Origin of the sequence: Microbacterium mcarthurae (assembly GCF_046064585.1) — a bacterium.
In the GTDB taxonomy this organism is placed as follows: Bacteria; Actinomycetota; Actinomycetes; order Actinomycetales; family Microbacteriaceae; genus Microbacterium; species Microbacterium mcarthurae.
In genome coordinates this window covers 642224-657711 of the sequence record NZ_JAROCE010000002.1, presented here as the reverse complement: position 1 = coordinate 657711, position 15488 = coordinate 642224, and the positions used below count along the sequence as shown (strand labels likewise).

General features: G+C 72.1%; 12 protein-coding genes. 3 read left to right on the top strand and 9 right to left on the bottom strand.

All coding sequences use genetic code 11. The features are described 5' to 3' along the window. Positions 1-72: 72 nt before the first annotated feature. From P5G46_RS09710 to P5G46_RS09700, 3 genes are read left to right on the top strand one after another with little or no spacing between them, the layout of a single operon-like run. Positions 73-687, top strand: coding sequence for a pyridoxine/pyridoxamine 5'-phosphate oxidase (locus P5G46_RS09710; protein ID WP_408905580.1), 615 nt, complete (start codon positions 73-75; stop codon positions 685-687). A 3-nt stretch (positions 688-690) separates the two neighbouring features. Beyond that, positions 691-1524 carry an FAD binding domain-containing protein gene (locus P5G46_RS09705; protein ID WP_408905579.1) on the top strand — a complete coding sequence of 278 codons (834 nt, stop codon included), beginning with the start codon at positions 691-693 and terminating at the stop codon, positions 1522-1524. A 43-nt stretch (positions 1525-1567) separates the two neighbouring features. After that, positions 1568-4303: a molybdopterin-dependent oxidoreductase gene (locus P5G46_RS09700; protein ID WP_408905578.1), complete on the top strand. Its 2736-nt coding sequence runs from the start codon at positions 1568-1570 to the stop codon at positions 4301-4303. 79 nt (positions 4304-4382) lie between these two features. Here the strand turns inward: P5G46_RS09700 and P5G46_RS09695 are convergent, their stop codons facing one another. From P5G46_RS09695 to P5G46_RS09655, 9 genes are all read right to left on the bottom strand, one after another. After that, positions 4383-5237: a PhzF family phenazine biosynthesis protein gene (locus P5G46_RS09695; protein WP_408905577.1), complete on the bottom strand. Its 855-nt coding sequence runs from the start codon at positions 5235-5237 to the stop codon at positions 4383-4385. Between the two features lie 66 nt (positions 5238-5303). After that, on the bottom strand, positions 5304-6581 hold the full coding sequence (locus P5G46_RS09690) for an allantoate amidohydrolase (protein ID WP_275438552.1): 1278 nt from the start codon (positions 6579-6581) through the stop codon (positions 5304-5306). Further along, entirely contained in the window at positions 6578-7825 is a 1248-nt protein-coding gene (locus P5G46_RS09685) for a pyridoxal-phosphate-dependent aminotransferase family protein (protein ID WP_408905576.1), read from the bottom strand. The genes P5G46_RS09690 and P5G46_RS09685 overlap by 4 nt, the downstream gene beginning before the upstream one ends. Continuing rightward, complete coding sequence (locus tag P5G46_RS09680; protein WP_408905575.1) at positions 7822-7980, bottom strand: hypothetical protein; 159 nt, start codon at positions 7978-7980, stop codon at positions 7822-7824. Before P5G46_RS09680 ends, P5G46_RS09685 begins: the two co-directional genes overlap by 4 nt. Positions 7981-8054: 74 nt before the next feature. Next, complete coding sequence (locus P5G46_RS09675; RefSeq protein ID WP_408905628.1) at positions 8055-9779, bottom strand: AtzH-like domain-containing protein; 1725 nt, start codon at positions 9777-9779, stop codon at positions 8055-8057. Between the two features lie 505 nt (positions 9780-10284). Then, positions 10285-11457, bottom strand: a complete 1173-nt coding sequence (locus tag P5G46_RS09670; protein WP_408905574.1) for an acetamidase/formamidase family protein — start codon at positions 11455-11457, stop codon at positions 10285-10287. After that, entirely contained in the window at positions 11454-12788 is a 1335-nt protein-coding gene (allB, locus tag P5G46_RS09665; RefSeq protein ID WP_408905573.1) for an allantoinase AllB, read from the bottom strand. Before allB ends, P5G46_RS09670 begins: the two co-directional genes overlap by 4 nt. A gap of 51 nt (positions 12789-12839) precedes the next feature. Beyond that, a complete protein-coding gene (locus P5G46_RS09660; RefSeq protein ID WP_408905572.1) occupies positions 12840-13685 on the bottom strand; it encodes an aspartate/glutamate racemase family protein in 846 nt (281 codons plus the stop codon). After that, complete coding sequence (locus P5G46_RS09655) at positions 13682-15349, bottom strand: NCS1 family nucleobase:cation symporter-1 (protein WP_408905571.1); 1668 nt, start codon at positions 15347-15349, stop codon at positions 13682-13684. The genes P5G46_RS09660 and P5G46_RS09655 overlap by 4 nt, the downstream gene beginning before the upstream one ends. Positions 15350-15488: the final 139 nt, after the last annotated feature.

The window sequence follows — 15488 nt, the reverse complement described above, 5'->3', positions numbered from 1 at the left end:
TTCATGGCGGCAACATCACCGAAACGCGCGGTGCCTACGCTCGGCGATGACGCTGCAATCCCGGAGGTGGCCATGATCACGGCAGGCACCACGTTCGGCTCCGACCTCGACGAGACCGACGCGCTCGTCACCGACCCGCTCACGCTGATGGTGCAATGGCTCCCTCCGCACGACAGCGAGCTGCGCCCCCTGGCGGCCCTGTCGACGATGGGGCGCGATGGGCTGCCTTCGCTGCGTCACGTCCTGGTGAGCGATCGGGATGCCACGGGCCTGTACTTCCACACCGATGCCGCCAGCGCGAAGGTCGCCGAGATCGCCGCCAACCCCGTCGCGGCGATGTCGGTCGCGTGGCCCGAGGTGGGGCGGCAGCTCGTCGTGCGGGGCATCGTCGAGCGGGTGAGCGCGCCCGAGGCCGCCGCCGTCTACGCACAACGGTCGCGGTACCTGCAGCTGCTGGCCTGGATGAACACCCTCGACAACGCTCAGCTGCCGGTCGACGAGCGTCGGCGGGTGTGGGCCGAGTTCGACGCCACGCACCCCGTCCTCGAACCTCCGCAGCGGTGGGTCGGCTTCCGTGTCCGTCCCGTCACGCTGACGTTCTGGCGCGGGGATGCCGCAGGCCAGAGCACCCGCCAGCACTACCGGCTCTCCGACGGCGCGTGGTCGGGCGAGATCCTGGCGGGCTGAGGCGTGGACATCACCACCGTCACCTCGTACCGCGCGGCGCACACCCGCGCCGACCTGGTGCTCGCCCCGGGGGAGGTCGTCATGGCCGGCGGCACGTGGCTGATGAGCGAGCCGCAGCCCGATGTCGCGGGGTTCGTCGACCTCACCACCCTCGAGTGGCCGGACGTCGAGGTCACCGACGAGGGGCTGCGCATCGGCGCGACGTGCACGATCGCGCGGCTGCTGGCGTGGGTCGAGCGTGACGCCCCCGCCGAGTGGACGTCGCTCGCCCTGGCCCGGCCCGCCGCCGATGCCCTGCTGGCGTCGTTCAAGATCTGGAACACCGCCACCGTCGGCGGCAACGTCTGCCAGGCGTTCGCGGCCGGGGCGATGATCGCGTTCCTCTCGACCCTGGATGCCACGGCCGTGGTGTGGACGCCCGACGGCGGCGAGCGCCGGATCGCGGTGGCCGACCTCGTCATCGACAACGCTGCGACGTCGCTCGCGCCGGGAGAGGTGCTGCGCGCGCTCGATGTGCCGCTCTCGGCACTGACCTCGCACGTCGGGCTGCAGAAGATCGCGCTCGCCGAGCTCGGACGTTCGGGCGCCGTGGTCACGGCCCGCGTCGACCCCGACGGTACGGCGGTGTTCGTCGTCACCGCCGCGGTGCGCCGACCGCGCGTCCTGCGGTTCGCGCGCGTGCCCGGAGCCGGCGAGCTGCGGGATGCCGTGGCATCCGCCACCGATTTCTACACCGATCCGCTCGGAAGCGCCGACTGGCGGCGCGGCATGAGCGTGGTGTTGGCCGAGCGGCTGCGCGCCGGGTTCGCCCGCACCGCGCACGAGGGCGCCGCGTGAGTGCGCGGCGCCGGGCCGGCGGGAGCCGGCGGGAGGGCACCGAGTGAAGTTCGAGGTCAACGGGTCTGCCGTCGAGGCCGACCCGCGGCCCGGCCAATGCGCGCGCACGCTGCTGCGCGAGACCGGGCACGTCGAGGTCAAGAAGGGATGCGACGCGGGCGACTGCGGCGCATGCTCCGTGCTCATCGACGGTGAGCCCACGCACTCGTGCATCGTCCCGGCGATGCGCCTGGAGGGGCGTTCCATCACGACCGCCGCCGGGCTCGCCCCCGGCGACGAGCTGCACCCGGTGCAGGAGGCACTGGCATCCGGATTCGGGTTCCAGTGTGGGTTCTGCACCCCGGGCATGAGCGTCACGGCGTCGACGCTGTGCGCGAGCGACCTGGACGACCTGGACCGCCGCATGAAGGGCAACCTGTGCCGGTGCACGGGGTATCGCCCGATCCGCGAGGCCATCCGCGCGTCCGTGCTGGGGCCGGTCCGCGAGACGGGGACCGGCGACGGCCGCGTGGGGACATCGGTCGTGCCCGAGGCCGCGCAACGCATCGTCCAGGGCCGCGAGCCGTTCACGTTCGACGAGCCCGTGCCCGGCGGCCCCGCGCTCGTGCTGCGCGTCGTGACCTCGCCCCACGCCCACGCGCGCATCACCTCGATCGACACCTCGGCCGCCCTGGCCCTCCCCGGGGTCGTCGCCGTCTTCACCCACGCCGACGTCCCCGACGTGCGGTACTCGACCGGCCGGCACGAGCACCGCACCGACGACCCCGACGACACGCGCATGCTCGACGACGTCGTGCGGCACGTCGGACAGCGCGTGGCCGCGGTGGTCGCCGAGACGGCCGAGGCGGCGGACGCCGGCTGCCGCGCGGTCCGCGTCGAGTACGACGTGCTGCCCGCCGTCTTCGATCCCGACGAGGCGCGTCGCCCCGGAGCGCCGCTGCTGCACCCCGACCGCACGCCCGACGAGCGGGTCATGGAGGCCGGGCGCAACGTCGTGGCCGGCTTTCACACCGGTCACGGCGGCGACATCGACGCGGCCCTGGCCGCGAGTCACGTGACCGTCACCGGGGAGTGGCGCTCGTCGCGGGTCACGCACGCGGCCCTCGAAACGCACGGGTCGGTCGGCTGGCTCGACGAGGACGGGCGGCTCGTCATCCGCTCGTCGACCCAGGTGCCCTTCCTCGCCCGTAACGAGCTCGCGCACGTCTTCGGCCTGGAGCGCGACCGCATCCGCGTGTTCGCGAACCGGGTCGGCGGCGGATTCGGCGGCAAGCAAGAGCTCTTCACCGAAGACCTCACGGCGCTGGCGGTGCTGAAGCTCGGCCGCCCCGTGGCCTACGAGTTCTCGCGCACCGACCAGTTCGTGCGCGCGTCGCTGCGGCATCCGATGCGCGTACGCACCACGCTGGGGGCGGATGCCGACGGCCGCCTCACCGCGATGAAGCTCGACGTGCTCAGCGACACCGGCGCGTACGGCAACCACGCGATCGGGGTGCTGTTCCACTCGTGCGCCGAGTCGACGACGCTGTACCGCGTGCCCGTGAAGTGGATCGACGCCGAGGCGGTCTACACGAACAACCCTCCGTCGGGCGCGTTCCGCGGCTACGGGTTGGGGCAGGTGGTGTTCGCGGTCGAATCGGCGATGGACGCGCTGTCGGAAGAGCTGGGCATCGACCCGTTCGACCTGCGCCGGATCAACGCGGTGCGGGAGGGCGACCCCCTGCAACCCGACGACGACAAGTACGAGGAGGATCTGATCTGGGGCAGTTACGGTCTCGACCAATGCCTCGATCTCGCTCAGGACGCACTGCGGCGCGGCAACGGCGTCGACGCCCCCGACGGGTGGGCGGTCGGCGAGGGCATGGCCGCGGCGATGATCGCCACGATGGCCCCCCGCGGACACATCGCGCACACCACCGCCACCCTTCGCCGCGACGGCACCTATCTGCTGCGCGTGGGCACGGCCGAGTTCGGCAACGGCACCTCGACCGTGCACCGGCAGATCGCGGCGACGGTCCTGGACGCGGATCCCGAGCGCCTGGAGCTGTGGGCGGCCGACACCGACGCCGTCCGCCATGACACCGGAGCGTTCGCCTCGGCGGGCACAACGGTCGCGGGCAAAGCCCTGCACGCCGCGTGCACGGTGCTGCGCCGACGCATGATCGACATCGCCGTGTCGTTGACGGGGGCGGAGGCCACGGACGCCGAAGTCGTGGCATCCGGGGTCTCGGTCGCCGGCGAACTCGTTCCGTGGGAGCGGATCGTGGATGCCGCGCCCGCGACGATGCGCGACGATCACGGTCTGACCGCGGACGGCGCCGAGTTCGGCGATCTCCGGTCACTCGCCTTCAACGTGCACGCCGTGCGGGTGGCCGTCGATCCGGAGACGGGAACGGTGAAGGTGCTGCAGTCGATCCAGACCGCCGACGCCGGCGTCGTCATCAACCCGGCGCAGTGCCGCGGGCAGATCGAGGGCGGCGCCGCGCAGGCCCTGGGCGGCGCGCTTTACGAGGAAGTCATGCTCGAGGACGGGGTGGTGCAGAACCCGGTGTTCCGCACCTACCGCGTGCCGCAGTTCGCCGACGTGCCCGACACCGAGGTGTACTTCGCCGAGACCGACGACACGCTCGGCCCTTTCGGCGCGAAGTCGATGAGCGAGTCGCCGTACAACCCCGTGGGTGCGGCGATCGGCAACGCCGTGTCGCGGGCCCTGGGCCGCCGCGGCTACGAGCTGCCCTTCTCGCGCGACCGTGTGTGGAGGTTGGCCGGCGGGGAGTGAGGCCGCCGCCCTCGCCGAGGCCGTGTCCCACTTTGTGCAATTGCGCCGGCGCAAACCTGCACAAAGTGGGACATCAACATCAGCGCGCCAGCGGGACCGCCGTCCCCGAGACCCGGATGCCGCCGGCCTTCGGAACATCGACCTCGAGGATGCTCGGCCGGCCGATGTGCCGCCCCTGCCGCACGGTGACGTGGAAGGGCGCGGCGAGCCCCGCGCGCTCGCGCAGGTAGGCGCCCAGGGCCGCCGCCGCGGAACCGGTGGCGGGGTCTTCGGTGATGTCGCCGACGGGGAAGAGGTTGCGCACCTCGGCGACCGCTCCGTCCGCGACCGCGCCGGGAACGTGGACCACCGTGACCGTGCCCGGCCATCCGCGCTCCCTCATCAGGGCCCGCATCGCGACCGGATCGAACCCGAAACCGTCGAACACGTCGAGCGACCGCACGGCGACCACCGGATGCCAGTTGCCGGCGAAGGCCTCCGCGAGCGGCATCCGCGGGTCGAGGTCGTCGGCCCCGAGCCCCAGCAGCGCGAGCAACGGCGCCGCGTCGGGAAAGTCGCGAACGGCCGGCTCGACGCTGGTGAAGCCCGCGGTGACGCGACCGTCGTCGTCGACCGCCGACACCGCGACGTCGCCGGCGACCGTCTCGAACACAAGCTCACCGGGCCCCTCGGCTTCGGCGAGCGCGACCGCCGTCGCGATCGTCGCGTGTCCGCAGAACGGCACCTCGGCCTCGGGTGAGAAGTAGCGCACGCGCAGGCGACGCCCGTGCCGCGCGACGACGTACGCGGTCTCGGGGTACCCCAGGTCGGTCGCGATCCGCCGCATGTCGGCCTCGACGAGCGCGGTGGCATCCAGAACCACACCGGCCGGATTGCCGCCGCCCGGTTCGGCCGCAAAGGCGAGCAGGTGCAGGATGCCAGGGGCTTCGGTCATGCGTCGATTCTGTCGAACGCGGGTCGGGGCGTCGTGTGCCACCCGGCGATCCGTGGACCGCCTCCGTCAGCGCCGCTCGGACCCCACGTGCAGCACCGCCTCGGCGAGCGCCCGGATCCCGGCCGCGACGTCGGCGCCCGAGACGGCCTCGTCGGGGTGGTGGCTGATCCCGTCGGGGTTGCGAAGGAACAGCATCCCCACCCCGGCGATCGCGCCGATCGCCATCGCGTCGTGGCCGGCGCGACTGAACAGGGTCGGTGCTTCGCCGCCGATCCCCGCACGCACCACGTCCTGCAGGAGCGGTGCGCAGAACACCGCGGGCGCGGAGTGCACCTCACGGGCGCGCCAGCGCAGGCCGCGGCGGCCCATGATGGCATCCAGCTCTGCCGAGATCGCCGTCCATGTGCGATCGCGTGTGTCGTCGAACTCGCCGCGCAGGTCGAGCGAGAAGTGCGCCTCGCCGGGCACGACGTTGACCGCGCCGGGAAACGCCTCGAGCTGACCCACCGTGCCGATGATGTGGTGCTCGGCGCGGCAGATGCGCTCCACCGCGAGCGCCGCCTCGCTCGCGCCGAGCAGCGCGTCGCGGCGCATGTCGTACGGCGTTCCGCCCGCGTGCCGGGCCTCGCCCTCGACGACGAGCTGGAACCGCCGCGCCGACGCGATCGACGACACCGCCGCCAGCGGCAGCCCCGCCCGGTCCAGCTCGGGGCCCTGCTCGATGTGCGCCTCCAGGTAGGCGACGAGCGATTCCGGTCTCCGGGCCGCCTCGCCGATGCGGCCCGGATCGAGACCGAACTCGCGGAACGCCTCGCGCAGCGTCGTGCCGTCGGCATCCGTGAGATCCCACCACGACGGGTCCCACTGCCCGGCCACGGCAGACGAACCGAGCAGCGCCTTGCCGAATCGCGTGCCCTCCTCGTCCGAGAAGGCGATGACTTCGAGCGCGAACGGGAGGGGGCTGGATGCCACGCCCTCATCGTCGACGCGCCGGATGAGCCGCACGACCTCGAGCGCCATCAGCACGCCCACGATGCCGTCGAAGCGCCCGGCATCCGGAACCGTGTCGAGATGCGACCCCATCAGAAGGGCCGGGGCATCGGGCTCTCCGGCGGGCGCGAGCCGTCCGACCTGGTTGCCGGCCGCGTCCTGGCGCGTCGTCATGCCGAGTTCGCGCATCCACTCGGCGGCGAGGCGGTTCACCCGGGCGTGCTCGGGCGAGAGGTACACGCGCTCGATCGTCCCTGGGGTGGCGGTCACGCGTGCGAGCTCCTCGCACCGAGCCATCACGCGCCGCGCCGCGGAGGCGATGCGCTCGGGCGCGACCTGCAGGCGGGTCGTCATCCGGCGGCCCCGGCCGGCGTGGCGGCCCCGTACACACCCTGCGCGGCCTCGACGCCCCCGCCCGCGGCGACGGAGGCGCCGTGGCGCCGCAGTACCGTTTCGAGCGCGGCGAGCGTGGTGAGCACCGCGTCCTTCCGGGCGTTGTAGCCCATCGTTCCGATGCGCCACACGCGCCCGTGCAGGGGACCGAACGACGTGCCGATCTCGATGCCGAAGTCGTCCAGCAGTTCCGCGCGCACCGCGTCGCCGACGACGCCGTCCGGAATCTCCACCGCCACCACGTTGGTCATCTTGTGCGCGACATCGCCGAAGACCCGCAGCCCCAGGCCCTCGACGCCCGCCAGCATCGCGTCACCGTGCAGCCGGTGCCGCGCGATGACCTCGTCGCGTCCCTCGAGCAGCAGCACGCGCGCGCACTCCCGCGCGCCGTAGAGCATCGTCGTCGCCTCGGTGTGGTGGTTCAGACGCCGCGGACCCCAATAGTCCAGGATCATCGCCAGGTCGAAGTAGTTCGAGCGGATGAAATCGGATGCCTCGGCATCCCCCTCCTCCCGGATCCCCGCCTCGACCCGGGCGCGCGACCGCACCACCTCGACGGCGCGGTCGGACAGGCTGATCGGCGCCGAGCCGGAGGGGCCACCGAGGCACTTCTGCAGACCCGCGGTCGCGGCATCCAGGCCCCAGGCATCCATCTCGAACGGGTTGCCCCCGAGCGAGGCCGTCGCGTCGGTGTAGAACAGGGCGCCGTGGGCGCGGCAGATCTCCCCGATCTCCTCGAGGGGCTGCAGCATCGTGGTGGACGTGTCGCCCTGCACGCACGCGACGAGGTGCGGCTTCATCCGCTCGATCGCTTCGCGGATCATCGACACGGGGAACACCTCTCCCCACGGCACATCGATCGTGTGGACCTCGGCGAGCGCGCGCTCGGCGATCTCTTTCAACAGGTGGCCGAAGCGGCCGAAGATCGGTACCAATACGCGCTGCCCCGGACGCACGAGGGAGAGGATGGCCGCCTCGATGCCGGCGCGGCTCGTGCCGTCGATGAGAAGTGTCGCGTCGTTCCGTGTGCGCCAGACCTGGCGGTACAGCTCCTGCGTCTCGGTCATCGTCGCCGTCATGAACGGGTCGTACTGCCCGACGAGCGGGGCGCCCATGGCGCGCAGCACGCTCGGATACGCCGAAATGGGGCCGGGGCCCATCAGCAGACGCGCGGGCGGGTCGATCGGGCCGGGGAGGTGGGTCATCGGGACTCCGTGGTGCGGGGGCGGGTGTCGGGGGTGGGGGCGGAGGCCGCGGCGGCCGGGGCGGGGGCAGAGGCGGCGGCCGGAACGGCGACGCCGGGGACGTCGGCCGAAGCGGAGGCGGCGGGGACGGCGGCGGCGGGGGCGGAGGGGCGCATAACTCCGGCATCCCCGGCTCTCCCGGCACGGGATGCCGAGAAGCCACGACTTTGCAGGAGTTGTGCAGCGCCGCTCATCGGCCCGCTCCTGCCCCTACGAGGTCGGCGAGCCGCCGCGCGAGCCGGACCAGCGCGATGTCGGTCCCGGCGCGCGAGACGAGGCACACGCCCACCGGTGCGCCGGCGACGGTCAGCACCGGCACCGACACCGCGGGGAACCCCGCCGCGGCTGCGGGGGCGGTCATGCGCAGGGTCGCGGCGCGGACGGCATCCACGTCGGCCGTTCGCAGCGGCGCCGGACCGGGCACGGTGGGGAAGATCAGGACGGCACCGTCGACGAGCTCCGCCAGGTCGGCCGCGATCGCCTCCAGATCGCGGCGGGCGGCAGCCTCCTCCGCGGCGGTGATCTGGGACGCGATGCGGAAACGTTCCGCGACCGCCGGCCCCACCGCCCAGGGGTGCGCGCGCAGCCACTCGCCGTTGTTGCGCCACGCCTCGGCGCCCTGAACGGTGCGGAACGCCGTGAAGGTGGCATCCAGGTCTCCCGCGTGCACGGCACGTAGCGGGGGCGGATCGTCGGATGCCGCGAGCGCGGCCAGCATGCGTGAGAAGGCCGCGCGGGTCGCGGGCTCGACGCACTCGAGGATCTCCTCGGGCACGACGAACCGCCAGGGGAGGTCGCGGCCGGCGGCGCCGTACACGTTCTCGGTCGACGCGGACCCGTCGTAGCTGAGGCACCAGTCGGCCACGCGCTGGAGCGTGTCGCCGTCACGGGTGAGCCACCCGATCGTGTCGAACGACTGCGCGAGCGGGAGCATGCCCTGCCGCGGGACGAGGTCGTGCGTCGTCCGCAGACCCCACAGGCCCTGGTACGACGCCGGCACGCGGATCGACCCCGCCGTGTCGGTGGCGAGTCCGATGTCGGCGTGGCCGAGGGCGACGGCGGAGGCCGGTCCACTCGACGACCCGCCGGGCAGGGCACCCACGACCGCCCCGTTGGGAGGCGTGCCGTAGTGCACGTTGTCGCCCGCGATCGAGTACGCGAACTCGTCGGTGCGGGCGATGCCGCGCAGCGACGCTCCCGCACGCAGCAGGTCGACGACGGCGGGGGCGGTGACCTTCTCGGGACGGGCCTCTTCGAGGAACGTCGGGTTGCCGGCGCCCACGCGGAAACCCGCGATCGCGAACAGGTCCTTCACGGCGACGGTGAGCCCCTCGAGCGGGCCCTCCCACGCACCCTGCAGGAAGGGATCGCCCACGCTGCGCCAGATCGTGCGATCGAGGGCAGGCGTGCGCGGCGTCACATGCGCCGCGGTGATGAGCCATCGCCCGCCCGTGCGCTGCCACACCTGCGTCTGAAGCCCCCGACCTCCGCCGCGGAACGCCGAGACCGACACGAGCAGTGCGACGTCCCCGTCGACGCTCGGTGCGGTGGTGGTGACGGGGGTGTTGGCGGCGGCGGGCGCGGCGGCGGCGGGAGTGGGGGTGGCGGGGGCGGCGGCGGCGGGAGTGGGGGTGGCCGTCACGGCCTCGGCGGGCGCGGTGGATGCCACGGCGTTGCCGGCACGGACGAGCGGACGATAGTGCAGCTCGGCGATCTCCCGCGGAGGAACACCGCCACGCAACGCACGGAACCCACTGATCGCGTCGTGCCCGACGAGCAGCCCCCCGGTGTCACCGCGCAGCGTGTCCGGGCCGGGCGCGAAGAACGCGTCGAGCGCGTCGAGGTCGTTCGCGACGATCGCCGCCTCGTACGCCTCGAACGCCGCACGCAGGTCGGCCGGGATCGTGGCATCCATCACTGTCGACCCCGTTCCGGCGCGTCATCGAGTATTGAGTGTCCAGAACACGCGGATGCCACGAGCCGCCGTCCGCGTGTCTTGGACACCGAACCCGCCACACCACCCGCGCGCACCTCCACGCGCGCCACACCCGCCGCCCAGTGTCCACAACACGCGGATGCCACGCCCCACCGTCCGCGTGTCTTGGACACCGAACCCGCCACACCACCCGCGCGCACCACACCACCCACGTCGCACACACCGGGCACCGCAAGCGCCACACCCCGCGTTGAGTGTCCACAACACGCGGATGCCGCACGGCACTGTCCGCGTGTCCTGGACACCGAACCCGCCACACCACCCGAACCCGCCACACCACCCGCGCGCACCACACCACCCACGTCGCACACACCGGGCACCGCAAGCGCCACGCCCCGCGTTGAGTGTCCACAACACGCGGATGCCACGCCCCACCGTCCGCGTGTCTTGGACACCGAACCGGGGCGCACAGCGACCGGGCGGCTCACGCGACGTCCCCATCGAGAGGAGCGGTGGCGGATGCCAGGGGCTGCGGCTCCACCGAGGGGACCCCGGCGAAGTCCGCCTCGCGGATGCGGGCGTGGACGCCGGACACGATGTCGACGACCTGCGAGATGTCGAAGTCGGTCGCGGCGCTGAGGTAGGCGTAGGCGAGGTGTTCGTCCATGCCCCAGCGCGCGCCGAGGAGCGACAGCGCTGAGCGGACGCACGCGCGCATCGCGGCATCCAGGTCGGGGTCCATCCCCGTCGGCACGAGATACTCGGGCGTGCGGACGAGGGGGCCCGTCACCTCGCCGAACGCCGTGCGGGCGGCATCCGCGGGTATGACTTCGAAACGGAGAGTCGCCCGAAGTGACGCCTCGAGCGCGGTCAGCGCGACCTCGCCGTCGCCCTGGGCGAAGTGCGGGTCGCCGACGTACGCGAGCGCGCCCTCGACCTGAACGGGGAGGAACAGCGTCGTCCCCTCGACGAGCAGGTTGATGTCGATGTTGCCGCCGTGGGTTCCGGGCGGGACGGAGTGCGGGCGTTCGTCGCCCGCGACGGCGACCCCCATCGTCCCGAGGAACGGCGAGAGCGGGAACGCCACCGCGGGCTCGCCGCCCTCCGTGACCGGGAGGGTCCCGTGCAGCACACCGTCGCGCTCTGCGACGGCGGCGAACACGCTGACGTTGTGTTCTCCGCGGGGCAGCTCACCCACCAGCGCCCCCTTGCCGTGGCGGTTCGAGATCACGCCGTACGGTACGCGCGGCGCGAGCGTCTCGACGGTGATCTTGAGCAGATCGCCGGGGTGCGCACCGCGCACGCGCACCGGCCCGACGACGACGTGCGGGCCGTCGGCGAACGGGTCGCGGGCGACGGATGCCGCGATCTCGATCGCGTCGTCGAGGATGTGCTCCGACGGCACACCGTGCGACGTGAAGTAGGCGCGCGGGTCTTTGCCCTGGTCGTCGAGGATGCCTTCGTGACTCACGGTGTCGAAGGTGACGCTCTCGCCCGAGCCGATCTCGAGCACCGCCGCGTCGACGGCGCACGGGAGGCGTCCCCACAGGACGGTCTCGGGCGTCGCGCGGAGGTAATGGTCACCCGGGATCGCGCCGACCCCGGGCTGCAGGACGGGGACCGCCGGTCCACTGCCGGGGAGGTCCGCGCCGCTCATGCCTGGACCGCCTCGGACGTGTCGACCAGCTCGCGCCCCGAACGGAGCGTCACCGGCTCGCCGCGCCGGAACACCGACTCCCCGCGGAGCCACGTCTCGCGCACGACACCGGTGAGCGTCTGCCCGTGCCACGGCGAGACCGGGTTGCGGTATTCGAGGGCCGTGGCATCCACGACGAACTCCCCGTCGGGGGCGAACGCCACGAGGTGCGCGGGGGCGCCCGCCGCGATGACGCCGAGCCCCGCGAGCCCGGCGATGCGCGCGGGGCCCGTGGTCAGAAGCGGCAGCAGGTCTTCGAGCCGGATGCCACGCCCCCGCGCCGCGGTGTGCACCGACGACAGACCGGTCTGGAGGCCCGCGATCCCGCCCCACGCCAGGCCGAAGTCGGGGTTGGACTTCAGCTCGACGGTCGCGGGCGAATGGTCGCTGACGATCGCGTCGATCGTGCCGTCGACCACTCCGGCCCACAGCAGGTCGCGGTTCGCGGCCCCGCGAATGGGCGGGCAGCACTTGAACGCCGCGTCGCCGTCGGGCACATCGGCGGCGTCGAGGGTGAGGTAGTGCGGGCAGGTCTCGACGGTCAGGCGCACGCCCTCGGCCTTCGCGGCCCGGACGTCGTCCAGCGCTTCGCCGTCGGACACGTGCACGATGTGCGCCCGGGCCCCGGTGCGGCGGGCCGCGTCGATCACACGACGGATCGCCGCGCGCTCGCTGACGGGCGGGCGACTGGCCTCGAAGTCGGCGTATCGCGGGCCGAGAGCGCCGTCGGCGTGCAGGTGCGCCGGGTCCTCCGCGTGCACGATGAGCAACCCGTCGAACATCGCGAGCTCGGCGAGGCATTCCTCCAGCTGCGCGGCGTCGAGGTGCCCGAACTCGTCGATGCCGCTCGGCGCGAGGAAGCACTTCACCCCGACGACCCCGGCATCCACCAGCGCGCGCAGCGATCCGAGGTTCTCCGGGACGGCTCCTCCCCAGTAGGCGACGTCGACCGCGAGCTTGCCCGCGGCGGCGGCGCGCTTGGCATCCAGTGCCTCGGGGGTCGTGGTCACGGGTGAGCTGTTCAGGGGCATGTCGACGACGGTCGTCACTCCCCCGGCTGCCGCCGCGGCGGTGCCCGTGGCGAAGCCCTCCCATTCGGTGCGGCCCGGCTCGTCGAGGTGCACGTGCGAGTCGACGAGGCCCGGCAGCAGCACGGCGTCGTCGGGCAGCACCGTGTCGGCCATCGGGTCGAACACCGTGACGGCCGCGATGCGCCCCTCATCGATGACGACTGTAGCGGGGATGAAGCGGCCGTCGACGAACGTGCGGCGGGCCGCGATCCTCGTGCTCATGCCGCTCACGCTAGAGGCCCCGCGTTTCGCCGATGTAACCGTCATCAACATTCATGCGAACACTCCCGCTGTGGAGGCGGGGTCGGCGGGCGCGAGGTCCGGTGCTTCCCCCGGGTTCGGCGCGCGGTCGTCCAGTTGGGGCAAGGAATTCCCCGCCCCAAACGGAAATTCGCGCCCCGGACGGAAGCCGGTCACGCCCCGCGCCGGGGGCGCCGCGTACTCGTCGCGCTTGCTCGTCCCGAGGCCCATGCGCACCATCCCGGATGCCAGGCCCACCGCCGCCGCGACCCCGTCGACGACGGGCACGCCGACGCGGGACGTCAGCTCGGCACAGAGGTCGGCCATGCCCGCGCATCCCAGGACGACCACGTCCGCACCCCCGGAAACGGCCTCGGCCGCGAACCGCTCGATCGTCGCGACGGCGGCCGAGCCGGTGTCCTCGAGATCCAGCACGGGGATGCCCGTCGCCGCCAGCGACACGCACGCCCGCTCCATGCCGTATCGACTCACGAGATCGCGGGCGCGACCGAGGGTGCGACTCAGGGTCGTGACGACGCCGAAGTGCCGCCCCGAGACGGCGGCCAGGTGCATCGCCGCCTCGGCGATGCCGACCACCGGAACGGTGACGAGCTCGCGCGCCGCGTCGAGCCCCGGGTCACCGAAGCACGCGACGACGTAGGCGTCGGCGGGGGCCGCGCCGTCACGGTCGGCCGCGACGAGCTCCACCACCGCGGCCGCGGCGGCGACCTCATCGACGTGGCTCTCGATCGCCGCCGCTCCGACCTCGGGGCACACCGCGGCGATCTCGACGTCAGGCCCCGCGACCCCCCGGGCGGCGTCCGCGATCTTCACGGTCATCGCCCGGGAGGTGTTGGGGTTGATGAGCAGGATCCTCACGCGGTCGTGCCCGTTCCCGACGCCGCGGCGGTCGACGCCGAGCGCCTGGCATCCACGGGGATCTCCGCGGAGATGGCGGGCGGCTCGGATGCCGCCGTGGTCGCGGCCCCGTCGACGGCGCCGTCCGAGATGCCCTCGGTCTCGCCGTCGAAGGTGGGGATGCGCGGGTCGAGCCGCTCGAAGAGGAGGAACAGTACGTACCCCAGGCCGCACCCGATGAACCAGCTGTAGTCGCTGATGGCGGAGATGTCGAAGATCCCCAGATCTGCGAACAGCTTCGGGAAGACGGCGATCCCCACGGTCGGCACGCCCGCCGCGATGACGGCCTTCACGGAATTGGGGTTGAAGCCGTTGCGGTACCAGTAGGGACCCTGGGCGTCCATCGTGATCATCGCATCGACCTTCACGCGCTGACGGGCGGCGATGTAGTACCCGGCGATCAGGATGCCGAAGAGGGGGCCGATGAGGGCGCCCAGCACGCCGAGCGAGTAGTGGATGGCGTCGCTGTTGGAGTACCAGTTCCACGGCATGAGGAAGGTCGACCCCACGGCGGCGATCATGCCACCCGCCCGCCACGAGATCTTCTTCGGGGCGACGTTGGAGAAGTCGAACGCCGGGGAGATGAAGTTGGCGACGATGTTGATGCCGACCGTGGCGGTCACGAACGTGAGGCCCCCGAGGAGGATCGCGAACGGGGTGTCGATGCGCTCGACGGTGGCGATCGGATCGGTGATCAGTTCGCCGAACACCGGCACCGTGGCCGAGGCGGTGATGACCGTCAACAGCGAGAAGAACAGGAAGTTGAGCGGCAGGCCCCAGAAGTTGCCGCGCTTGACCGCCGCGAAGCTCTTGCCGTACCGGGCGAAGTCGCCGAAGTTGAGCATCGGACCCGAGAAGTACGAGACCACGAGCGCGATGGCGGCGAACATCACCGGGATGGAAGCCCAGAAGTCCAGCTGCGTCGTCGACAGGGTGAACGAGATGTTCTGGATGCCGGCCTGCGACACGAGGTACACGGCGAGCACGATCATCACGAGGTACACCGCGGGGCCCGCCCAGTCGATGAATCGGCGGATGACCTCCATGCCGTTCCAGAACAGCAGGAACTGCGCGGTCCACAGGATCGCGTACGAGATCCAACCGAGCGCCGACAGTCCCGCGAACGAGACCTCGAGCAGGGCCGCGGAGCCGGGGATGAACTTCAGGAAGACGATGTTCAGCGACTCCGCTGCGAGGAACGTCTGCACGCCGTACCAGGCGATCGCGATAAGGCCGCGGATGATCGCGGGAATGTTCGCGCCCCGGATGCCGAACACGACGCGGTTGATCACCGGGTAGGGCACACCGGTCTTCTGGCTCGGCTTGGCGACCATGTTGGCGAACACCTGCACGATGACGATTCCGGCGATCAGCGCCACCAGCACCTGCCAGGACTGCAGGCCCAGGGCGAACAGCGAGCCGGCGGTGATGTAGCCGCCGACCGAGTGCACGTCGCTCATCCAGAACGCGAAGATGTTGTACGAGGACCACTTCTGCTTGCGCAGCGGCGCGAGGTCTTCGTTGGCGAGCCGGTCGTCGTAGTGCGGTTGCATGTTGCCGCCCCCGTGGGGGTGGCCGGCCGCCTCCACGAGGTCGTGGGGGCCGGTGCGCGTTGTGGTGGTCATGTCTTTCCTCTCAGGGCGGGGGATGCCACGACGTGGAGTCCGCGGCCGGAGTGGGGCTTGCAAGTGAAGCTATGGGTTCACACGACGCGCTCGATTTCGCTCATGTAACGGGTATGTGAAGTCGCTCCTTCACACCGCG

Excerpts from the sequence above, each read along its gene's own strand:
- P5G46_RS09710 (WP_408905580.1), top strand. The coding sequence starts at position 73 with ATGATCACGGCAGGCACCACGTTCGGCTCCGACCTCGACGAGACCGAC.
- P5G46_RS09695 (WP_408905577.1), bottom strand. The coding sequence starts at position 5,237 with ATGACCGAAGCCCCTGGCATCCTGCACCTGCTCGCCTTTGCGGCCGAA.
- P5G46_RS09690 (WP_275438552.1), bottom strand. The coding sequence starts at position 6,581 with ATGACGACCCGCCTGCAGGTCGCGCCCGAGCGCATCGCCTCCGCGGCG.
- P5G46_RS09685 (WP_408905576.1), bottom strand. The coding sequence starts at position 7,825 with ATGACCCACCTCCCCGGCCCGATCGACCCGCCCGCGCGTCTGCTGATG.
- P5G46_RS09680 (WP_408905575.1), bottom strand. The coding sequence starts at position 7,980 with ATGCGCCCCTCCGCCCCCGCCGCCGCCGTCCCCGCCGCCTCCGCTTCG.
- P5G46_RS09675 (WP_408905628.1), bottom strand. The coding sequence starts at position 9,779 with ATGGATGCCACGATCCCGGCCGACCTGCGTGCGGCGTTCGAGGCGTAC.
- P5G46_RS09670 (WP_408905574.1), bottom strand. The coding sequence starts at position 11,457 with ATGAGCGGCGCGGACCTCCCCGGCAGTGGACCGGCGGTCCCCGTCCTG.
- allB (WP_408905573.1), bottom strand. The coding sequence starts at position 12,788 with ATGAGCACGAGGATCGCGGCCCGCCGCACGTTCGTCGACGGCCGCTTC.
- P5G46_RS09655 (WP_408905571.1), bottom strand. The coding sequence starts at position 15,349 with ATGACCACCACAACGCGCACCGGCCCCCACGACCTCGTGGAGGCGGCC.